16 protein-coding genes are annotated in these 20,432 nt (G+C 62.6%); 12 read left to right on the forward strand and 4 right to left on the reverse strand.

Annotated features, from left to right (window positions below):
* Nucleotides 1–54 precede the first annotated feature (54 nt).
* Entirely contained in the window at nucleotides 55–2,505 is a 2,451-nt protein-coding gene (locus tag WKV53_RS17680) for a hypothetical protein (RefSeq protein WP_341406107.1), read from the reverse strand.
* 262 nt (nucleotides 2,506–2,767) lie between these two features.
* Here WKV53_RS17680 and WKV53_RS17685 point away from each other — a divergent pair, with 262 nt between their 5' ends.
* Both WKV53_RS17685 and WKV53_RS17690 read left to right on the forward strand, forming a co-directional pair.
* Complete coding sequence (locus tag WKV53_RS17685) at nucleotides 2,768–5,851, forward strand: ATP-binding protein (RefSeq protein WP_341406108.1); 3,084 nt, start codon at nucleotides 2,768–2,770, stop codon at nucleotides 5,849–5,851.
* Entirely contained in the window at nucleotides 5,848–6,474 is a 627-nt protein-coding gene (locus tag WKV53_RS17690) for a response regulator (RefSeq protein ID WP_341406109.1), read from the forward strand. The genes WKV53_RS17685 and WKV53_RS17690 overlap by 4 nt, the downstream gene beginning before the upstream one ends.
* A gap of 1 nt (nucleotide 6,475) precedes the next feature.
* Here the strand turns inward: WKV53_RS17690 and trhA are convergent, their stop codons facing one another.
* A complete protein-coding gene (trhA, locus tag WKV53_RS28650) occupies nucleotides 6,476–7,135 on the reverse strand; it encodes a PAQR family membrane homeostasis protein TrhA (protein WP_345789666.1) in 660 nt (219 codons plus the stop codon).
* 367 nt (nucleotides 7,136–7,502) lie between these two features.
* On the opposite strand from trhA, the gene aqpZ reads away from it, so the two are divergent.
* The 6 genes from aqpZ (at nucleotide 7,503) to WKV53_RS17725 (ending at nucleotide 12,423) form a co-directional block, all read left to right on the forward strand.
* Nucleotides 7,503–8,195, forward strand: coding sequence for an aquaporin Z (gene aqpZ / locus WKV53_RS17700; RefSeq protein ID WP_341406111.1), 693 nt, complete (start codon nucleotides 7,503–7,505; stop codon nucleotides 8,193–8,195).
* A gap of 81 nt (nucleotides 8,196–8,276) precedes the next feature.
* Nucleotides 8,277–9,686, forward strand: coding sequence for an MATE family efflux transporter (locus tag WKV53_RS17705; protein ID WP_341406112.1), 1,410 nt, complete (start codon nucleotides 8,277–8,279; stop codon nucleotides 9,684–9,686).
* Nucleotides 9,687–9,724: 38 nt separating this feature from the next.
* Nucleotides 9,725–10,771, forward strand: coding sequence for a GTPase ObgE (obgE, locus tag WKV53_RS17710; protein WP_341406113.1), 1,047 nt, complete (start codon nucleotides 9,725–9,727; stop codon nucleotides 10,769–10,771).
* Nucleotides 10,746–11,111 carry a hypothetical protein gene (locus tag WKV53_RS17715; protein ID WP_341406114.1) on the forward strand — a complete coding sequence of 122 codons (366 nt, stop codon included), beginning with the start codon at nucleotides 10,746–10,748 and terminating at the stop codon, nucleotides 11,109–11,111. Before obgE ends, WKV53_RS17715 begins: the two co-directional genes overlap by 26 nt.
* Before the next feature lie 112 nt (nucleotides 11,112–11,223).
* Nucleotides 11,224–11,943 carry a gamma-glutamylcyclotransferase family protein gene (locus WKV53_RS17720; protein WP_341406115.1) on the forward strand — a complete coding sequence of 240 codons (720 nt, stop codon included), beginning with the start codon at nucleotides 11,224–11,226 and terminating at the stop codon, nucleotides 11,941–11,943.
* A 78-nt stretch (nucleotides 11,944–12,021) separates the two neighbouring features.
* Nucleotides 12,022–12,423: a gamma-glutamylcyclotransferase family protein gene (locus tag WKV53_RS17725; RefSeq protein ID WP_341406116.1), complete on the forward strand. Its 402-nt coding sequence runs from the start codon at nucleotides 12,022–12,024 to the stop codon at nucleotides 12,421–12,423.
* 184 nt (nucleotides 12,424–12,607) lie between these two features.
* Here WKV53_RS17725 and WKV53_RS17730 read toward each other — a convergent pair whose 3' ends face one another.
* Nucleotides 12,608–16,081, reverse strand: a complete 3,474-nt coding sequence (locus WKV53_RS17730) for a PVC-type heme-binding CxxCH protein (protein WP_341406117.1) — start codon at nucleotides 16,079–16,081, stop codon at nucleotides 12,608–12,610.
* A 124-nt stretch (nucleotides 16,082–16,205) separates the two neighbouring features.
* On the opposite strand from WKV53_RS17730, the gene WKV53_RS17735 reads away from it, so the two are divergent.
* The 4 genes from WKV53_RS17735 (at nucleotide 16,206) to WKV53_RS17750 (ending at nucleotide 19,679) form a co-directional block, all read left to right on the forward strand.
* On the forward strand, nucleotides 16,206–16,967 hold the full coding sequence (locus WKV53_RS17735) for an AraC family transcriptional regulator (protein ID WP_341406118.1): 762 nt from the start codon (nucleotides 16,206–16,208) through the stop codon (nucleotides 16,965–16,967).
* A gap of 49 nt (nucleotides 16,968–17,016) precedes the next feature.
* Nucleotides 17,017–18,090 (forward strand): hypothetical protein, encoded by a 1,074-nt coding sequence (locus WKV53_RS17740; RefSeq protein WP_341406119.1) that lies wholly within the window; start codon nucleotides 17,017–17,019, stop codon nucleotides 18,088–18,090.
* Nucleotides 18,091–18,139: 49 nt separating this feature from the next.
* Nucleotides 18,140–18,997, forward strand: coding sequence for a protein-disulfide reductase DsbD domain-containing protein (locus tag WKV53_RS17745; RefSeq protein WP_341406120.1), 858 nt, complete (start codon nucleotides 18,140–18,142; stop codon nucleotides 18,995–18,997).
* 70 nt (nucleotides 18,998–19,067) lie between these two features.
* Entirely contained in the window at nucleotides 19,068–19,679 is a 612-nt protein-coding gene (locus WKV53_RS17750; protein ID WP_341406121.1) for a redoxin family protein, read from the forward strand.
* Between the two features lie 123 nt (nucleotides 19,680–19,802).
* On the opposite strand, the gene WKV53_RS17755 is transcribed toward WKV53_RS17750, so the two are convergent.
* Complete coding sequence (locus WKV53_RS17755; RefSeq protein ID WP_341406122.1) at nucleotides 19,803–20,429, reverse strand: response regulator; 627 nt, start codon at nucleotides 20,427–20,429, stop codon at nucleotides 19,803–19,805.
* Between the last annotated feature and the right edge of the window lie 3 nt (nucleotides 20,430–20,432).

The raw sequence follows: 20,432 nt of genomic DNA on the forward strand, positions 1-20,432 counted from the left end.
CGGCCATCCCCCCAATGGGATGGCCGCTCATACATTGTGCCCTGGAAGGTGCTTTTAAGGAGCTTCTTCGATCCGATAGAACGCCTTCACGGCGGGAGGTGTCGGATCGCTGAAGGTATGGATGGTGGCTCCCGTGACCGGACTGCCGACTGGCGAGAAACCGGTGAGATTCGTCCCGCGGGCAAGGACGTAGCTCTTCGAGAGGGTGAGGTTCGTCACGGTGAGTTCAAAGGCTGCGCCATTGAAACCAGATGAGATCACGACCGGAGCCGCGACTACCGGAGTGCTGGTCGCGTCCTTCGGATTGCTTCCGGCGGCAAGTTCGGCGGCATTGCTGAAGCCGTCACCATCCGGGTCGCCTGCACTGCCATTCACGCCGGTGCTGCTACGCGGGTCGAGGCGATTGGCCACTTCCCATGCATCGGGCAATGAGTCGCCATCGCTATCAAGCGAGTTCGGCACGGCAAGGATGCGGACATTGTCGAACATCACGCGATCCCCACTGGCGTGACGGATGAAGACGACGAGATTGCCGGGAGGAGGCGTGCTGCCGGTGACCAGCGAAGCGGGACGGGCCAAGGAGCCGGTGCCGATCGTGGCCAGGCAGCTGGCATCCCGCAACTTGTTGATCACATTGTCGGCATCGGGATTTCCGGATGCGGTCAGTGCGCCGTTCTCATCGATCCGGCCGGTGTAGCCGGGGATCGCGGTGCCGATGGCATTGCTCGAGAAGAAGCCGAACTCGACGACTCCGGTCGGGTAGCCATTGCGATAGCCGCCGGCGAGGTCGATCAAGTAGGTGGTGTTTGGCGCGAAGGCCACGCCGGTATCCTGATAGAGGTAGGCCCCGATTTCCTGGATGCCGGCATACTGGGCGCCCTGGCCCCCGGTCACTCCGATGGAAGTGAGGCTTTCCACGAAGGTGTCATTGGCAGCCGGTCCATTGACGAAGGTCCAACCGGTGGCGACCCCGTTGAAGAAGGTGCCGGGCGCTTCAGGAACTTCGAAGCTCGGATTGTTCACGGCCACGGTCGGCAGGTTCGAGCTGTCGAGCTTGGGATTCGTTCCAAGCAGGAACTCCCAGCGGTCGGTGGTGCCGTCGCCATCGGTGTCTGCCAGGTTGGGGTCGGTGCCGGAAGTGACACCCGCGACGTAGGCTACGTCGGGGTTCTCGTTGCCGTCGATGATGCCGTCGTTGTCGGTGTCCGCCTTGGTGGGGTCGGTGCCGGTGGCGGTGATGCCACCCCACGTGCCCGCCTTGTCTTCGACGAAGTCGTCATAGCCGTCGTGATCGGTATTCGCATCGCGCGGATTGGTGCCGCGGATGAATTCGTCATAGTTGAGCAGGCCTTCGCCGTCCGGGTCGCCGTTCGGACCGTTGTTGGCATTCACGGTGCCGTCGTCCAAGGGATTGAGCGAGTAGGTCACTTCCCAGCCATCCGGCAGCGAGTCGTCGTCAGAGTCCGGGTCCAGCGGGTTGGTTCCCGCGGCGGCTTCGCCGCCGTCGTTGAGCTTGTCGTCGTCGCTATCGGCGTCCTGCGGGTCGGTGCTGTTGATGCCGCCGTTGTATTCCTGGACGTTGGTCCGGCCGTCGCCATCGGGATCACCGCTGGCGCCGTTGTTGAAGACGATGCTGCCATTGTCGTTCGGGTTGAGGCCGTGGTTGATCTCCCAAGAGTCGGGCATGCCGTCGCCATCGCTGTCAGCAATCAATGGCGCGTTGGTGCCGATGATCTGGAAGCCATTGATCGGGCAGCGAAAGGGATTGGTTCCCGCTTCGTCCAGACGGATGTAGAAGGAGCCGGCGGTCAGTCCGCTGAAGATGGTGTAGTTGCCAGCGCCACTGGCACCCGTGACGCGGGTGAAGGTGGGATTGGTGCCCCAGTTGGAGTTGTCGACGATGTCGATCCGGCTGGTGAGATCGGATCCGAGGCCAGGGTCTCCGTTCACGGGGTTGGCGGTATCGGCGTTTGCGAGCCACACCTTTGTCGCGCGATCACCTGCTGCGGAATCGCCATCCGCATAGATCACCACGCTGAAGGAGGTGAGTCCCTTGGCGGTCATCCAAGCATCGAGTCCCGTCACGAGGATGGTCGGCTTGTCATCGTCGGTGCCGAAGACACCATTGAAAGCGTTGGTGATGGCCGCCCCGTTCGAGTCGAGGTAGCCTTTCATCAGCTTGTTGTTACCGCCGAGGGTTTCGTTGGCGTTGTTCGCCCAGATGCCGGTGGCGTCCCACTTGAGGGTCACGGCCGTGGTGGCTCCGGTGTTGTCGTTGAGGGCGACCGGGTTTCCCCAGCGGCCACGGTTGTTCCAGTTGACTTGTTCGTAGCCGGGGGCACCGGCGCTTTCGGCGGCGCCGAGAAGGTAGGCGGCATTTTCCGCGAAACTGACGCCGATCGGGAAATCAGTGGCGCCAGCGAGTCCTCCGGAAAGCGCGAGGACATGGGAAATGGCGATGGTCAGTCGCCTCGGGGAATTATTCTTGGGTCGGGTTCGATTCATGGTCGGTACGGGCCTAGGGGTCGGTTTTGCGAAGGCGAAAGGGCCTTGGCGTGGGTCGGGTTCCCCCGGGGAATCAGGGTCGTGATTTCCCGGGATAGGGCGGCGAAGGTAGGGACTCCCCGAATTTCCGGCTACTACCTGAGGCGGTAGAAATCGCCCTCCCCGCGGATGGATCGCCGATTTTCTTTTCATCGCGGGGCCGCGTATGTTGGAACGCCGGGGGGCGGCCGTCCGTAAGGCCGTGCCGTCCCGCACCAAACCCATGGCTCGTCCGTATCACCGGTCTCTGCTGCATCGTGCCCTCATGTGCGCGGTGTTGGTCGCGGGTGTGATCCCGGCGCAGGCCGTGGGCGAGCCGGAGATGACCTTGGCACAGCTGCGCGATTCGGTGTCGGAAGGCGGGCGCGGGGATGCGCGCTTCCGGGTGGAGGGCCGGGTTTGCGGTCTTTCGGAGAACCGGCGCTTGCTGGCACTTCAGGATGGGAGCGCCACGGTGCTGTTAGAGTGTGCGTCGGTGCCGCCTGAGGTTTCGGCTGGAAGCCGGATCGCGCTGGAGGCGAAAGGCAGCACGCTGCGACGCAGCCGGCATGCGATCGAGGTCGATACCGGCCCATTGATCGAGGTGGATGATCACCATGGCATCATTACCCGCAGCCGGCCTGTCTATCTGGAGCAAGGGCTGCAGCCGCTGCGGCTGGAATGGTTCAACGGTCTCAACCTGGCGGAGCTGAAGTTGGAGTACGAGGGGCCGGGCATCAGTCATCGCAAGGTGCCTGCGGACTGCTTCATGCATGATGCGGGTGACCAAGGGCTGCACCCGGGGCTTCGCTATCAGGTTTACGTCAAGGACTGGTGGGGGGACCTCTCGGACTTCGCCGGGAATTCACCGGTCAAGGAGGGCGTGACACCCGATCTCGACATCGGGGTGCGGTCGCGGCCGAATCAGGTGGGGATCATTTTCTCGGGCCTGATGAAGATCCCGGAGACCGGGAACTATACCTTCTTCCTCGGGTCGGACGATGGAGCCCGGGTGTATCTCGGCAAGCCGCTCTCGACCATTTCCGTTTTATCCGGAGAGACCGTGGTGCCGGAAACGGCACCGTGGACGCCAGCCATGGCGCCGGATGATGAGCGATGGATGACCGCGGAAGGAAGCGTGAGCTTCGTGGATCGCAAGAGCGGCGTGCTGGGTCTGGATGTGAGCGGCCAGGATGGTTCCTTTCATGTCTCGATCCTGGATCAGGATCCCACGGAGCGGCCTGCGCTGCTGGGGCGCTACATTAAGGTCCGCGGCGTTGGCGGGGCGGAAGGACTCGTGGTGATCCACCGCCGGGATTTGCAGGTGGTGGGGGATGATGCGGTGCCTTCCGGGCTGCTGACCCGTGCGGGGCAGGTGCGACGGTTGCAACCGGACGAGGCGCGCAAGCCCTACCGCGCGCAGATCCGGGGAGTGGTGACGATGGCATCACAGACGGTGCTTGTGATCCAAGATTCGAGCGGAGGTGTCTTCGTCCGCTATTCCGCGCCGAAGGGAGATGCCCAGCCGAGGCCCGGAGAATTCTGGCAGATCGAAGGCAAGACGAATCCCGGCGATTTCTCACCGATGCTGGATGGGGATCGATCCCGGTATCTGGGAAGTGCCTCGATGCCGAATGCCGCACGGCCGACCTGGGAACAGATCGCAAGCGGAAGCATGGATGCCGAGTGGGTCGAGATCGAAGGCGTGGTGGCGTCGGCTTCCACCACGATGCTCGTGATCCTCACCCGCGATGGGAAGGTGCAGATCCGCAATGACCTCTCCTATCCGCTGCCCACCGTCTCGATGAGCGAGAAGGAAATCGCAGCCCTTCCCGGGAGTGTGGTGCGCCTTCGTGGCGTCTTCACCGCGAACTGGGATGGTGAAGGCCGGGTGAATGCGGGACTTTGCCAAATGGGCAACGCGAGCCTTTCGGTCGATCAGCTGATGCCGGCCGATCCGTTTTCGGCGGAGCCGATGCAAGCCACGGACCTGCTGCGTTTCACCTCGCACCCCGGGGTCTTCAAGCGGGTGAAGGTCACCGGGACCGTGCTGCACGCCCATCCACCCGAGCTCTTTCTTTCCGATGGCGCGCGCGGGTTCCGGATCCTGAGTCGCGAGGCTCCGGTGCTGAGTCCCGGGGATCAGGTCGAGGCTTCCGGCTTTCCCCGCCTCGGGGGACCTTCGCCGGTCTTGATGGAAACCTTCGTTCGCAAGACGGGGACGGGTTCGCTGCCGGACGCGGTGTCCGTGGATTCGGCGAATCTGCCGAATGCGCGGCTCGATTCGATGCGGGTGACGGTGGAAGGGAGCCTGCTCAGTGATAGCCTGCGCCAAAGCGAGCGAGTGCTTGAGATGAGATCGGGAAAGCAGCGCTTTGTCGCGAGGCTGGCGGTCACCGGCGACGTGAAGCCGATCGAACGGGGAAGCTTGCTGCGCCTGACCGGAATCTATGCGAGTGCTGCCGTCGCTCGCGCCGGGACGAATGCCGAGCCCTTCGAGCTGCTGCTCAATCATCCCGAGGATATTCAGATCTTGGAACGCGGCCCGTGGTGGACGCTGAAGCACACGATCATCCTGATCTCGATCCTGTCCGGCGTGCTCCTGCTGGTGATGGTCTCGAATTTCCTGCTGCGCCGGACGGTGGTCCAGCGCACCCGCGAACTCGCGCTGGAGATGGAGGAGCGGCAAGTGGCCGAGCGCAACCGGGAAGTCCAGGAAGAGCGCACGCGGGTGGCGCATGATCTCCACGACGAGCTGGGCGCGGGTCTCACCGAGGCAGGCATTCTCACATCGCTGGTGAAGAATCCCGCCGTGCCCGCGGAGAAGAAAGACGGCTATCTCGAACAGCTTGCGGAAGTTTGCCGGGGGCTGGTGACCGGGCTCGATGAGATCGTGTGGGCGGTGAATCCACGCTACGATTCGGTGGGTGACCTGGCCGGATACTTCTCGCTTTTCGCGCAGCGTTTCCTGGATCTCGCGGGTATCCAATGCCGGCTGCAGATCGCGGATGCGGTGCCGGAACATCCGCTGGCTTCCCACGTCCGACACCATCTATTTCTCGCTTTCAAGGAGGCCCTGAACAACATCGTGCGGCACTCGGGAGCGAGCGAGGTCAAGCTGGCGATCGGCGTGGCAGACCGGACCTTGACCGTCGAACTGGCGGACAATGGCCGCGGCCTGGAGCCGGGGAACCCGGTGCCTGGCAGCGACGGGCTTGCAGGAATGAAGGGAAGAATGGAAAAGCTTGGAGGGGAATGCCGGGTTGCAAGTAGCCCCGGAGAGACCACCGTCGAGTTCAGGCTACCGTTGGAAAGGAGTATTGCATGATCAAGATTGGCATCGTGGAAGACAGCAAGACCACCCGCGACGGGCTGGCCACCATCATCGACTTGTCACCGGGCTACACCTGCGTGTGCGTCTGCGACACGGCGGAGAAGGCGCTGGTCCAGCTTCCCAAGCATGCGCCGGAGGTGGTGCTGATGGACATCCAGCTTCCGGGGATGTCCGGCATCGAATGCGCGGGGCGGCTCAAGAAGCTGCTGCCGGACGTGCTGATCATCATGGTGACCGTGTATGAAGATCCGGACCGCATCTTCAGCGCGCTGCGCAATGGTGCGTCCGGTTACTTGCTCAAGCGCTCGGCACCGGACCAGGTGATCACGGCGATCCGCGACGTGCTGCAAGGCGGCGCGCCGATGAGCGGGGAAATCGCCCGGAAGGTGATCCACCATTTCCGCGAGCAATCGACCACGGCGGAGGAAGTGGAGAAACTCACCACGCGGGAGCGGGAGGTGCTCGAGCTGGTGGCCCAAGGATTCATCAACAAGGAAATCGGTGATCGGCTTGGTGTCTCTACCGAGGCGGTGCGCTGGCACCTGAAGCACATTTACGTGAAGCTGCATGTGCGCTCGCGGACCGAGGCGGCGCTGAAATTCCGCGGGCCGAAGTAAATCAGCGCAGGATATACAGCGCGGTGGCCGCGACGTGGCAGGCGCTGCCGGCGAGAACGAAGAGGTGCCAGATGGCGTGGTTGAAGCGCAGGCGCTTCCACGCGAAGAAGATCACTCCGAGCGTGTAGCAGAGTCCGCCTGCCACCATCCAAGCGACGCCCGCGGGTGACAGCACGCGCAGCATGGGACCGAGGGCGAAGACGGCCAGCCAGCCCATGACGATGTAGAGCGCAGTGGACCACCAGGTATCACGCTTGCCGCGCCCGATCGTCTTCAAGAGCACTCCGGCCACCGCCATGAACCAGACGATGCCGAACAAGGTCCATCCCCATGGTCCCCGCAACGCGACCAAGGTCAGCGGAGTGTAGGAGCCGGCGATCAAGAGGTAGATGCAGGCGTGATCGAGCGCCTGAAGCCACGGCTTTCTCCGCGGGCACGAGGTCGCGTGGTAGATGGTGGATGATCCGTAGAGCAGCACCAGAGTGACGCCGAAGACGGTGGCAGAGATGGTCTGGAAAATATCGTCCTTCGCGAGCATCACCATGACCACCAGTGCGGCGATGGCGAGGGCGGTGCCAAGCGCGTGCGTGGCCATGCTCGCCATTTCCTCGGCGTGGCTTTCACATAGTGGCGAGCGGGGCCTCGGCGGCTGCCGGTGCATGGGGAGAGTGTCGCTGCGAATGGGGGAGCTGTCGAGAAGGGGGTGGAGAAAGCATTGGAGGGGCTGGGAAGGAGTTGTGGGTGGTCGAGCTTTTGGGAACTTTACGGGTGGTCTGCCGGTGAGGCGGTCGTTGTGAGTTGCTTCGTCCGCCTGAAGGCGGGAATGCGTGCAGCTTTCCGTCGGCTTTTTGGGGTGGCAATTCAGCGTCAATGATTCGCGGGTGGGAGGGCCGATTTTGTAACCATGATTCTCCTTGTTGGAGAGGGTGCGTCTGGCTATACGGCGGATGGTGGCGAAAGGTTTTTCTAACGGCCTCCCGCCCTTTGCTGCTGCTGGTTCACTCATCCCTAACCACAACTTGAGAGACATGAAATCGTATGTAGCAGAGTTCTTCGGCACCTTTTGGCTGGTTCTTGGCGGGTGCGGCAGTGCGGTACTGGCGGCGGCGTTCCCGGACGTGGGGATCGGGCTGCTGGGGGTGTCGTTCGCTTTTGGCCTCACGGTGCTGACGATGGCGTATTCCATCGGGCACATTTCCGGGTGCCACCTGAATCCCGCGGTTTCGGTCGGGCTGTGGATGGGAGGACGGTTTCCGGCGTCGAAGGTGATGCCGTACATCGGGGCGCAGGTGGCGGGTGGTGTCGCCGGGGCGCTGATTCTTTACATCATTGCTTCGGGGAAGGCGGGGTTTGACGTGACGAAGGGCTTCGCCTCGAACGGCTACGGAATCCATTCTCCCGGAGGCTATTCGCTTGCGGCGGCATTCGTGACGGAGGTGGTGATGACGATGATGTTCCTGCTGATCATCCTGGGGTCCACGGACAAGCGTGCGCCCGCCGGGATGGCGCCGATCGCGATCGGCCTAGGGCTGACGCTCATTCACCTGATCAGCATTCCGGTCACGAATACCTCGGTGAATCCGGCGCGGAGCACGGCGGTGGCGGTTTTTTGCGGTGGCTGGGCGCTCACGCAGTTGTGGCTGTTCTGGGTGGCTCCGATCCTAGGCGGGGTGCTCGGTGCGGTGATTTACAAGTTCATTGGCGGGGATGACCGAAAGTAGCGGCCGGAGTGTCGATTGCGGCCAAGGCCATGGATGCCAGTTGCCAGCCGGGAGTGCCATCGCTAGGCCTTCCCGGCTGTCATGTCGAAACCCGGTGCGAGTATCGATGCCGCTGAACGCGCGGTGCCGGAAATCAGGCTGGCGGGAAAGCTCGGTGGCATGTCGCTGCCGTGGCAGGTGGCGGTTCTGGCGATCTGGCCGCTGCTTGAGAACGTCCTCGCGTTTTGCGTGGGTTTCACCGACCGGCTGATCTCGGGGCGCCTCGCGACGGGGCCCGAGCAGGTGGCGATTCTCGATGCGATGGGGCTCGGCGGCTATGTGGGATGGTTTTTCAATATCCTCCAGGGCGCGGTGGCGACTGGGGTGATGGCGCTGGTTTCACGGTCGATCGGCGCGGGTGACCGGAATCTGGCGATGCGTGGCCTGGGCCAGGGGCTGTGGCTGGGGATTGCGGCCGGGGTGCTTTCGCTGCTGGCGCTGCAATTCGGGATCCCGTCGCTGATCGAGGTGGTGGGGCTGACGCCGGAGGCGGCGGTGCATGCGGAGGCTTTCCTGCGGGTGCTCGCCTGGTCGGGGCCGGTGAGCGGCGCGATGTTTGCGATCAATGCGGCGCTGCGCGGAGCGGGGGACACGAGGACGCCCTTCATCGCGATGCTGGTGGTGAACATCGTGAACATGGGGGTGAGCTGGTATCTCGCGATGGTCCATGGCCGTGGGGTGGCGGGGATTGCCGGGGGCACGGTCACCGGCTGGTGCTGTGGTCTGGCGGTGGTCTCGGTGGTGCTGCTGCGGAGGAATGGCATGCTCTGCTGGAGCCTCGCGGGGCTGAGGCCGCATCGCGAGACGCTGCTCCGCATTCTCCGGATCGGGGCGCCGCAGTCGCTGGAGATCGGCTGCATGTGGGGAATCCACGCCTACGGGATCCATACGATCGCCAAGCTACCGGGGACGGGAAATCTGGGGGCGCACATCCTGGCGATCGGCGTGGAGTCGATGAGTTTCCTGCCGGGCTGGGCGATCGGCACGGCCGGCGCGGCGCTGGCGGGGCAGTATCTGGGGGCGGGCTCGAAGGAGATGGCGGTCCGGGCGGTGCGGCTCTGTTGGGGGATTGCCGTGGTCCTGATGGGAACCGTGGGGATCTTTTTCATCTTCGGGCGCGACGCCCTGATCGAGCTGATGGCTCCGAAAAGTGAGCTTCACAAGCACCTGGCCTCGCCGCTGGTGCTGATTTGCGCGGCGGCGCAGCCGTTCTTCGCGACGTGCATCGTGCTGAAGACCTCGATGCGGGGGGCCGGGGCGACGACGACGGTGATGCGGTGGTCCTTTGGCAGCATGATTTTCTATCGTCTGGGCATGCTGTCGCTGCTCCACACGCAGCCGTGGTTCGACCTGCGGGCGGTGTGGGTAATCTTCTCGCTGGATCTGACGACCCAGGCGCTGGTCTTCGCCTGGGTCCATTTTCGTGGGAAATGGCTGGACGCGAGGGTGTAAGCTGGCGCATTGACCCGTCCCCGCGATTCTATCCTGCCATGTTCATTGACCATATCCGCATCTACGCCAAGGCCGGCGACGGCGGGAACGGAGCCGTTTCGTTCCGCCGGGAGAAGTTCGTGCCTCGAGGCGGGCCGGATGGTGGCGATGGCGGGAAGGGTGGGGATGTGGTCCTGATCGTGGACCCTTCGACCGATAACCTGCGCCAATTCCACTACGACCCGAAGCTGATCGCCAAAAAGGGCGTGAATGGCGGCGGGGTGCGGAAGACGGGCAAGGGCGGTGACACGATCATCGCGAAGGTCCCGCCGGGCACTGTCGTTTATAAGAGCAATGCGGCCACCGTGCAGGAGGCCGTGGAGTTCGAGCGGGGCGACGAGGGCATCGATCTGGAACCGGTGGCCGACCTGACCGAGTACGGGCAGAAATTCGTGCTCTGCAAGGGCGGCAAGGGTGGTCTGGGCAACTCGAACTTCGCGACGCCGACGCACCGCACGCCGACCGAGTCGACGCCCGGTGAAGAGGGTGAGTCCGGTGTTTATTACCTGGAGCTCCGGCGCATTGCGGATGCCGGGTTGGTCGGTTTCCCGAACGCGGGGAAGTCGACGCTGTTAGGAAAGCTTTCGCACGCGCACCCAAAGGTGGCGGCGTATCCGTTCACGACGCTGCAGCCGTCGGTGGGCGTCGTCGAGTTCGGTGGCTTCCGCCGTTGCACGGTGGCGGACATTCCGGGGCTGATCGAGGGCGCGCATGAGAATCGTGGTCTGGGCCATGAGTTCCTGCGTCACATCACGCGCTGCCGGGTGCTGTTGTTCGTGGTAGACATCGCGGGCAGTGAAGGACGCGATCCGATTTCCGACATCCAGATCCTGCGCAAGGAGATCAGCGAGTATGATGAAGAGCTCGGCCGGTTCCCGTGGATGATCATCGCCAACAAGATGGACATGGATGGGGCGGCGGAGAATCTAGACCTGTTGGAGAAGCGCTTTCCGAAGGTGAAGGTGATTCCGATTTCGGCGGAGCTGGAGGAGGGGCTGGATGCGCTGAAGCTCTACCTCGATGACGAAGTGGGATACAAAGTCTGAGCCGGAGGGTGAGCCCGAGCCGGAGGGCGCGACGCCGCAGGCGACTGCTTTTGCGTTGGTTTTTGCGGTCGCCCCGATTTGCTGCTTTGGTCTCAGCCTGGGTATTTTCCTGGCCGATCATTCACGGCCTTCGGAGGTTAGTCAGTTCTTCTCGTTTTTAATGATGGCTTCCATCATGTTGGCGCCGACTATCGGCGCTCTTTTTGTCCGGGAAGGGAACCGTCGCAAGGAACGATGGGAAGGGTGGCGGCGGCTTGTTACGGTTGTTAACATATTGTGGGCGCTTGCGGCGGTATGGCTGGGGTTTGGCATGCTTCTCTCACCTGGGAGAAATTGGTAGATCGGTGGACCTCGGCCGTGGATGGTGGAGGGGCTTGTGGTGGCGGATTCTATTTGCGGGTAGCTTTGATGTCCGCCGTGGACCACCTGCTTTGGATTGCTAGGCTAGCGGGGTGTCTGGAAGTTCTTCTGAACTCGTTTTCGTCTATGGCCCGCTGAGGCGCGGCGGATCGGAGGCCTATTGCATGAAGAGTGCAGAGTTCGTTGCCGAAGGGAGGGTGGCAGGAGCGCTTTATCATTTGCCGGAAGGTCCCGGTTTGGTCGATGGAGAGATGGGTTCTCCCAGTGTGAGGGGCGAACTCTATCAAATGAGTGCCGACAAGTTGCAACGGCTGGACGAACTCGACGGGCTGGATGCGGAAGAGAGGGAGCGCAGCGATCGGCGGAGGAGACGTGTGATGGTGCATTCCCTTTTGGACGACGGGTATGCGTTGGAGGCTTGGACTTGGGTCTGGCTCGGTCCCGTGGACCCGGCGCGGTGGATCCAATCCGGTGATTGGATGAAGGAGTATCGACCCGATTTCTCCGAGCGGCTGCGGCGATATCCTTGGTTCACCTTGATCGGCATGATCTGTGTGAGTTCCTCGCCGCTGTGGATGTTGGCGGCGCCGATCACGGGCTATTACAAGACTCCAATGGCCGGGCTGGTGCGGGACGCGTTGGTCGTTGGTGCCGCGCTGTCGCCGTTTGCGGCGGTGTTTTCGCTGTGGCTGGCGAGGCGTCGTGGAGAGAGGGACGGGCTGCTCGGATGCTTTTTCGTTGTGGCGATGGCGGAGAGTGTTCTGGCGATCTTCGGGCTGCTGGCGTGGCTGGTGCAGACGATCCGAAGGTAGGCTGTAGACGCGAGGCCCGGGTTTTTTCGAATCGCGGTCGGGCGTGGACCGTGGCTTCGATCTTGCTACAATGCCCGCATGTCAGAGGAAGTGGGGGAGTTGGTGTTTGTTTATGGGACGTTGCGCCGTGGTGGCTCGAATTCGTTCCGCATGAATGGCGCGGAGTTCGTGGCGGCGGGGCAGGTTGAGGGGAGGCTGTATGTGATTTCGTGGTATCCCGGGCTGGTGTTAGAGCGGGGATTGGAGACGGTGAAGGGGGATGTTTTCCGGGTTGGCGCAGGGCAGCTTGCGGCGTTGGATGAGTTTGAGGGGATCTCGGCGAATGAGATTGAGGGTGCCGAGTATCGGCGGGTGAAGGCGGAGGTGACGACGGGGGATGGAGAGGTGATGCTTGCCTGGGCTTATGAATGGAAGGGGCCGGTGGAGGAGGCTAAACGGGTTTCGTCTGGGGATTGGTTGCAGGTGGGGGCGATAGGGTAGGCGAGAGGTTTTGTTAGGGCGGCAAGGGCGCGGGTTCCTTTGTCGCGATGCGACAGGCATCTGTCCGGAATCTTGTCCGTGACCGCTACGCGGTCGAAGAGACGGCAGGCGAGGATACTAGAAAGAAAAAGAGCCGGTCTTGCGACCGGCTCTTGGGAATTGAGACGTGTGATCTCCGCTGGCTTCAGTGGCCGAGCTCCTTGGCGGTCCAGGAGGTGGTGCGGCCCTTGTACTTGTCGCGGATTTCCTTCACTTGGGCGGGGGTGACGGCTTCGGCGTCGTTTGCCCAGCTCTGGCGGACGTAAGTGAGGACGTCGGAGATCTGCTGGTCATTCAGGGCCGGGCCGAGGGCGGCCATGACGTTGGCATAGTCGTGGCCGGCGACCTTGACGGGTCCTTCGAGGCCATTGATGACGATGCGGATCGGCACGGTCGGGTCGCCGGTGAGCCACTCGGACTTGTCGAGTGGAGGGAAGGCTCCTTCGAGGCCGGCACCGGTGGGCTGGTGGCAGGCGATGCAGGTCATGCCGTAGACATCGGCACCGCGCTTGTGGACTTCGGCGTCGGGCTTGAACTTCTTCACGACGACATTCGGATCCGGGGCACCAGCGGCCTTCGAGGCGAGTGCGGCGATGAGGCCCTTGGCTCCGCTGCCGCCAGCGACTTCCGTGAGCGAGACATCGTCATAGATGACGGTGCCGGTGGCGCCGCCGTAGCCGCCGAAGAGGCAGTGGATGAGGAACTCGGTGCGGTCACCGGAATCGATCTCGGTGGAGACCTCGGTCCAGTCCTTGGTGCCTTTCACGCTGTTGGTGCGCTCGCCGCCGTGGACATTGAGGAGGGCGCCGGGGCCGTCGCCGACGGGCTTGTGGTCGATGGTCTTGACCCAAGCGGAGAGGCGATAGTGGGTGCCCTTCTTGACGGGCACGGTGACTGCCGCACCCGCATCAATCGGATCGCTGGAGGAGATGGACAGGCCCAGCGAGCCATTGCGGCCCTGAGGCGAGCTGGTCAGCTTTGGCGTGCCCCTGCCACCGTAAGTGCGGAGGTCGGTCCAGCCTGCGGGCTGGCCATTGGAGACTTCCGAGAAGTCGGGGTTCGGCAGCAGGTTCGGCGATTGCTTCTGCTCGGTATCGGCGGTGTAACCGGCGGCCTTGGCGGCGGCGGTGACACTGGCGGCGTTCCGGTTCGCAGCGATCTGCCAGGCATCTTTCAGGGTCTGGTCAGCGGTGATGCGCTGTTCGTCCGTGGTGATCAGGGTGAAGAGCGCCTTGCCAAGGTCGGCGTCGTTTTCGAGACGGGACAGGGAAACGAGCGCATCGGCGAGTTCGCGGTCACCCTTCACGTCGATCTTGCCGCCGCTGATGTAGGCTTCCTTGACCTGCTGCGGAGTCGCCACGGTGATCCCGGCGCGTTGGACGGCGCGGACATTCGACTTGAGCGCGTTGACTGCGGTGGACTCATCCAAAACGCCGAGCTGGGCGAGGGCATAGACGGCGTGGGCTGAGCCCTTGGTGCCGGCGGCGGCGAGCGAGGTCAGCTTCGGCGCGAGGTTCTTCATGCCACCTTCCACGATCAGGCGCTGGGCGTGCATGCGCCAGAACAGGTTCGTGGAATCGAGTCCGGCAATCAGGCTGTCCGGCTTGGCCGGATCCAGGTTCGGGTTGGTGTCGTCCTTGGAGCCGGTCGGGTAGATGCGGTAAACGCGGCCGTACTGGGTATCGCGCAGCGGGGTTTCGTAGGCGTTGCCCTTGCCGGTCTTGGCGTCGAGGCCGGAGCCCGCCTTGTTCGGCGTCGGGTTGTGCTGGATGATCAGGTTGTACCAATCGCAGACCCACATGGCGCCATCGGGGCCGACTTCGGCGCAGACCGGGCCGGACCAGGCATCGGCGCTGTTGTAGAGGTTATTGAAGCGCTGGACGGACTTGTAGCCAGCGCCCTGCCGGGTGACTTCGAAGGTGCCGACGAGCTTGCCGGTGCCTTCGCTGACGAAGGCGGTGCGCTCGCGCCACTCTGCCGGGAAGCGCTCCGAGGTGTAGAAGGCGTGGCCTGCACCTGCGGTGTATCTTTCAAACTGGTCCACCTGGCGGATGTCCGCCGAGCTGGGGTTGAAGATCGGATTGTCATCCGCACGCGGGGTGCGCGGGGCCTTCATGCCGGCGGACTGGTAGGCAGCGTCGGGGAAGGTCAGGTAGAAAGACGGGTTGGCGTTCGCCGTGGAGCCCATCTTGTCGAAGTCCGAGGTGATGCCGAAGCCCCAGGTGTTATTGGTGGTCGGCTGGAGGTATTCGAGTTGGGAGGCATCCGGTTTGAAGCGGAAGACGCCCTGGTTGAAATTGAAATCCTTGCCTCCGACGTTCCCCCTGAAACCGGAGTAGCCGATGGTGGCGTAGATCCAGCCATCCGGGCAGTAGCGGAGATTCGAGACACCGGCGTGGGTGTCGCCCATGTTGAAGCCGGTGAAGAGCACCTTGCGGACGTCGGCCTTGTCGTCGCCGTTGGTGTCCTGGAGGAAGAGCATTTCGCTGCCATTGGTGCAGATCACGCCGCCATTGGCGAAGACCAGCGAGGTCGGGATGGAGAGCTTGTCGGCGAAGGTGGTGAACTTGTCGGCGCGGCCATCCTTGTCGGTGTCCTCGCAGATGATGATCTTGTCGTTGCCGATGTTACCCGCGTGCAGGTTGTTCGGGTAGTCGACGGTCTGGATGACGAAGGCGCGGCCCTTCTGATCCCAATTCACGAAGATCGGGTTCACGATGTCCGGCTCGGCGGCGAACAGCGAAAGCTCAAATCCCGCGGGGACCTGTGCGAGCTTCATCGACTCCTCGGGGGAAAGCGGCTTCTGCGCCTCGGTGATGAGCTGGTGCTTCACGTAGCCGGGAAGCTCGACCTTTTCCTGCTCCAGCTTGGGCAGCTTGAGCGCCTGCAGCTTCTTGTATTTCTCCGGTCCGACGCTCCAGTAGATGGCGCGCTTGAGGAGGTCCTGGTATTCCGGCAGGTCCCAGACGCGATGGTCGTGGCCGGCGGCGGTGTAGAAGATGCGGCCCTTGCCCTGCTCGCGGACCCAGGTCCATGGCTCCTGGTCGCGCTTCTCGAGGATCACGCGGTCATCGGACAGCTGGTCGTGGACGTAGGTTTCATCCCACGCGGAGAAGCCATTGTAGCCCCCCATGATCGGGTGGGTCTTGTTGACGTTGGTGACCTTGAAGGTGTCGGTCTCGTGGCTCTTGAAGTGGCCGCCGACGAGCTTGATGAAATCCGGCGAGCCGCCGTAGCAGGCGGAGGCGCAGTGGATGGGGAGGAAGGCACCGCCGCCCTCGACGTAGTCCTTCAGCGCCTTGAGCTGGTCGGCGGGCATGGGATTGTTTTGCTCCCAGTTGCCGTACATCATCAGGGCATCGTAGTGGGAAAGCGTCTCGGCATTGAGTGCCTCGGCGGGGTCCTGGGTGTAGGTGAAGTCGATGCCCTCGACGCCGAGCGTGCGCTTGATGACGCGGTAGCGGGTGATGGGATCGTGGTGCGCGCCGTTTGAGGTCGGGGCACCGAAGAACAGGACTTCAAGGCGCCGCGCTTCCGGTTTCGGAGCGACTAGCGGCTTGGCCAAAACCGCCCCGAGGGCGGCGAGTGGCAGTAGGAGCGTCAGGCGGATGGCTTGCATGAACTTGGTGGCAATGGGTTCGATCGCGGCAGGCAACGTGACGCAACCGGGTGGAATTTCAAGCTGGTGCAGAAACGCTAAGATAGCTTGTAGGATTGCGGGAAGGACTTGTATGTTTTTGCCAGTGGACACACCCAACGACCGCCGCAAATGGCTGGAGGATCTCCCCCCGGGGCAATTCCGGCACCTCTTCGACCACCTTCCCGGCACCCTGTTTTTCGCCAAGGACCGGGCGGGGCGCCTGATGGCAGGAAACCCCGCTTTCGTGAAACGATGCGGTTTCCTGCGTGAGGACCAGATCGTGGGGCTGACGGACAAACAGATCTTTCCACCGCGGCTTTCGGAGAAGTACCACCGCGACGATGAGAAGGTGATCCAGACCAAGCAGCCGCTGCTTGGCTTGATCGAGCTGTTCCCGAATTCGCAGGGGAAGCCGGAGTGGTTCATCACCGACAAGCTGCCGCTGTTCGACAAGACGGGTGAGGTGTGCGGCCTGTGCGGCACGGTGCGAAGCTATGAAGAACAGCGCGCGGCGATCCAGCCCTACCTGGAACTCGCCGAGGTGGCGGAGCACCTGAAGACGAACTTCCGCGAACGGCTGGAGGTGTCAGAACTGGCACAGATCGCGGGTCTCTCGGTGAGGCAGTTCGAACGCAAGTTCCGCAAGACGTTCCAGACCACGCCGCGTAGTTACCTGATGCGGATGCGGGTGATCAAAGCCTGTGAACTGCTCGCCACCACCAACCTGCCGATCACCGAGGTCGCACTCGAGGCCGGCTTCTATGACCACAGTGATTTCTCCCGCCAATTCCGCAAGCACATGGGCCAAGCGCCTACGGCGTATCGCCGCGAGAAGAGAGGCGCGGGGAAGACGCTGCCACGCTGAGAAATCGAAGCTGCTCGCCGCGCTTTCCGCGGCGCTGGTCATGGGCGGGATGCCGGCCCATGCGGAGCCGTCTAACAGGTCGTCGGCGCGTTATCCATTGTCGGTGGATGGCGGTGCCTGGAAGACGTCGCATGTCCAGGGCGTCGCGGTGGATCGGCAGCGGGGGTATGTTTATTTCTCGTTCACCACGTTGCTGGTGAAGACGAACTTGAAGGGAGAGGTGCTCGGGACTCTCGGTGGATTCACCGGCCATCTCGGTGATCTGGATTTCAACGAGGCGGATGGGCGGGTATATGGTTCGCTGGAGTACAAGGAGCAGAAGGCGTTCTATATCGCGGTCATCGATGGAGAGAAAATCGACCGGACGGAGATGCAGGCGCAGGGCTCGGACATCTTCCAGACGGTACATCTCGCCGAGGTTGTGAACGACTACACGGCCGACATGAATGGTGACGGCGTGTTTGATGGGAATACGGGCGACACGGCGGATCATCGCTATGGGTGCAGTGGGATCGATGGCGTGAGCTTCGGGCCACGCTTTGGTGAGACTGGAGGGACGTCATTGCTGACGGTGGCTTATGGGATTTATGGGAATACCAAGCGGGCGGATAACGATCATCAGGTGCTGCTTCAGTACGATGCGAGTGATTGGGTGGCGCGGTATGCGCGTCCGTTGGTGGAGGCTGCGCCGCATCGCAGCGGGCCGGAGAAGGTGGATGGGAAGTATTTCCTCTACACCGGGAACACGACCTACGGGGTGCAGAACCTAGAGTATGACGAGGCGGGCAAGCGCTGGCTAATGGGTGTGTATGCGGGGAAGAAGCCGTCGTTTCCGAACTACACGATGTTCGCGGTGGAAGCTGGGGCGAAGCCGGTTTCTGAGAAGCTCGCCGGTAGCGGGGAGAGCGGGCTGCTGTTGCCGCTGGCTCCGGAGGGATTGCGTGATGATGCCAGCAGGGTGAGGGGATGGTTCCAAAAGGCGGATGTGGGGATCGTGTCCTTGGGGGATGGGTTGTTTTATCTGGCTGTTAATGGGACCAAGGACGGGAAGCAGACGGGGAAGCTGGAGCTGAATCGCTGGGTCGGCGGCGAGAAGGGTTTCGAGAAGGTCGCGGTGGAGTGACGAAACAAACGGGTGGCAGGGCGGGGAAATCCGCGCTTGGATGGCAGGGATGAAAATTTCAGCCCTCATTGCTGCCAGCTTGCCGTTCGCGATGACCGCGCTTGCTGCCGAGAAATCCGGCCATGCCGACGCCGAGTTGATCGCCGGTGTGGCCTCGTATCAGCCCGGCAAGACGGTGCCGGTCGGGATCAAGCTGAAGATCGAGCCCGGCTGGCACAGCTACTGGGTGAATCCCGGTGAGGGCGGGATGCCGATGTCGGCCAAGTGGACGCTACCCGCGGGCTGGAAGGCAGGGGAGCTCAAGGCCCCAGTGCCGAAGCGCTTCAAGACCGGCGACCTGCCCGGATTTGGTTATGAGGGCGAGGCGATTTATCGCGTGGATTTGACTCCGCCCGCGAGTGCGAAGGGTGAGGCCGAGCTGAAGGTGAAGCTTTCGTGGCTGACGTGCAACGAAAGCGCCTGCGTGCCCGGTGATGTGGAGCTTTCGGTGAAGCTTACGGTCGGAGATGGCGCTGCTGGCAAGGACGCGGCGGTGCTGGTGGAGGCAGAGAAGAAGATCCCTCAAGTTTCCGACAAATCGCCGAGCTTGTTTGTCCTGGAGAGGGAGGGTGGGCGCTTGTTTTTGGCCCTGAGCAATACCTCGAATCCCGATCTCGATCTCACCGGAGTGAAGGTTTTTCCAGCGAGCAAGAACGTGGTCGATGCGGCTGACGAACTTACTTTCAGCCGGATCGACTTCAAAAATCCGGTGGATATTAAGGAAACGATTGGCTTGGGAGAAGAGTCGTGGTTCACCTTCGCAAAAAAGAGTGAATATGCCGAGGGCCCGGCGACTCTACTCGATATCGTCCTGGCTGGTGGGAAGCTTGAGCGCCCGCTGATCGTGTCATGGCGAGAGAAGAAGTGACGGGATTTCCATTGGACAGCCCGCCACTCCTCGACACCGTCTCAAACTCGAACCCTACCCCATCGAAACCATGAAACAACACACGTTCCTCGGCGCCGTGCTCGGTGCCATGATTTGCTCCGCCACCGCTTGGGCCGTTGAGCCGGGCGATGCCGCTCCCGCCTTCACCGTGAAAAACACGAAGGGCGAAGAAGTCACTCTCGCCGCCCAGAAGGGCAAGGTGGTGGTGCTTGAATGGGTCAATTTCGACTGCCCGTTTGTGAAGAAGCACTACAGCAGCGGGAACATCCCGAAGCTGCAGGAGAAATACACCGGCAAGGATGTGGTGTGGATCACCATCAATTCCTCGGCCAGTGGAGCGGAGGGCAGCCTCGCTGCGACCGAACTCGGCGAGCGCGCCAAGAAGGATGGCAACAAGGCCAGCCAAGTCGTCCTCGATGGCGACGGTAAGGTCGGCAAGGCCTACGGTGCCAAGACCACGCCGCACCTGTTCGTGATCGATAAGGAAGGCAAGGTCGCCTACAACGGCGCGATCGATTCCAAGGCGACCACGGATGTGAAGGACCTTGAGACGGCGGACAGCTACATCTCGGATGCGCTGGATGCGGTGCTCGCGGGGAAGGCCGTGGCGAAGGCGAAGACCCAGCCCTACGGCTGCGGTGTGAAGTACGCGGCGAACTAAGCCGGACTTCGGCAAGTTTACGATTGGCCCCGGGGATGTGAGTCTCCGGGGCCTTTTTTTGTGCGGAGAGTGGACCTGCCGTCCACGTCGCGTCGACAGGATGTCGACACCCCTTATGGGCGGTCACTTGAGGTATTTGATCAGGGCCTCGCTGCGGGAGCGGACGTGGAGCTTCTGGTAGATGTGCTTCAGGTGGAAGCGCACGGTATCGAAGCTGATGTTCATCTGGTCGGCGATTTCCTTGGTGATGTAGCCCTTGGCGAGGAGGGCCAGCACTTCTTCCTCGCGGTTGGTGAGTTGCTCGAGTTCGGGATCCTTCACCTTGACCGGCTTGCGGAAGGATTCGACGACCTTCCGCGCGATCTCGCCGCTCATGGGTGCTCCGCCGAACCAGACGTCCTTCACGGCATCGACGATTTCCTGCCTTGGCGTGCGCTTCAGCATGTAGCCGCTGGCTCCGGCTTCCAGCGCCTGGAAGACGAGATCGGCGTCGCCGAAGACGGTGAAGACGAGCACTTGGATGGAGGGTGCGATGGACTTCAGGCGCGCGGTGCACTCCACTCCGGTGATGCCGGGCAGCTGGATGTCCATGATGACGACGTCTGGCTTGAGCGTCGGCAAGTGCTCCAGGGCTTCCTCACCGCTGGGGTAGCTCTGGAGGAAGGTGAGACTGGCCGCGCGCTCGACGGTCCGCGTGAGCATCTCGCGGATCTCGACGTTGTCTTCGACGATAGCGACGGTGATGGGCATGGG

This window comes from Luteolibacter sp. Y139, from assembly GCF_038066715.1.
GTDB lineage: Bacteria > Verrucomicrobiota > Verrucomicrobiia > Verrucomicrobiales > Akkermansiaceae > Haloferula > Haloferula soli.

Bases quoted from the DNA above. Each gene is read 5' to 3' on its own strand.
- WKV53_RS17685 (WP_341406108.1), top strand. From the start codon at position 2,768: ATGGCTCGTCCGTATCACCGGTCTCTGCTGCATCGTGCCCTCATGTGC.
- WKV53_RS17755 (WP_341406122.1), bottom strand. From the start codon at position 20,429: ATGCCCATCACCGTCGCTATCGTCGAAGACAACGTCGAGATCCGCGAG.
- WKV53_RS17745 (WP_341406120.1), top strand. From the start codon at position 18,140: ATGAAAATTTCAGCCCTCATTGCTGCCAGCTTGCCGTTCGCGATGACC.
- WKV53_RS17725 (WP_341406116.1), top strand. From the start codon at position 12,022: ATGTCAGAGGAAGTGGGGGAGTTGGTGTTTGTTTATGGGACGTTGCGC.
- WKV53_RS17740 (WP_341406119.1), top strand. From the start codon at position 17,017: ATGCCGGCCCATGCGGAGCCGTCTAACAGGTCGTCGGCGCGTTATCCA.
- WKV53_RS17680 (WP_341406107.1), bottom strand. From the start codon at position 2,505: ATGAATCGAACCCGACCCAAGAATAATTCCCCGAGGCGACTGACCATC.
- WKV53_RS17715 (WP_341406114.1), top strand. From the start codon at position 10,746: ATGACGAAGTGGGATACAAAGTCTGAGCCGGAGGGTGAGCCCGAGCCG.
- WKV53_RS17690 (WP_341406109.1), top strand. From the start codon at position 5,848: ATGATCAAGATTGGCATCGTGGAAGACAGCAAGACCACCCGCGACGGG.
- obgE (WP_341406113.1), top strand. From the start codon at position 9,725: ATGTTCATTGACCATATCCGCATCTACGCCAAGGCCGGCGACGGCGGG.
- aqpZ (WP_341406111.1), top strand. From the start codon at position 7,503: ATGAAATCGTATGTAGCAGAGTTCTTCGGCACCTTTTGGCTGGTTCTT.
- WKV53_RS17705 (WP_341406112.1), top strand. From the start codon at position 8,277: ATGTCGAAACCCGGTGCGAGTATCGATGCCGCTGAACGCGCGGTGCCG.
- trhA (WP_345789666.1), bottom strand. From the start codon at position 7,135: ATGCACCGGCAGCCGCCGAGGCCCCGCTCGCCACTATGTGAAAGCCAC.
- WKV53_RS17750 (WP_341406121.1), top strand. From the start codon at position 19,068: ATGAAACAACACACGTTCCTCGGCGCCGTGCTCGGTGCCATGATTTGC.
- WKV53_RS17730 (WP_341406117.1), bottom strand. From the start codon at position 16,081: ATGCAAGCCATCCGCCTGACGCTCCTACTGCCACTCGCCGCCCTCGGG.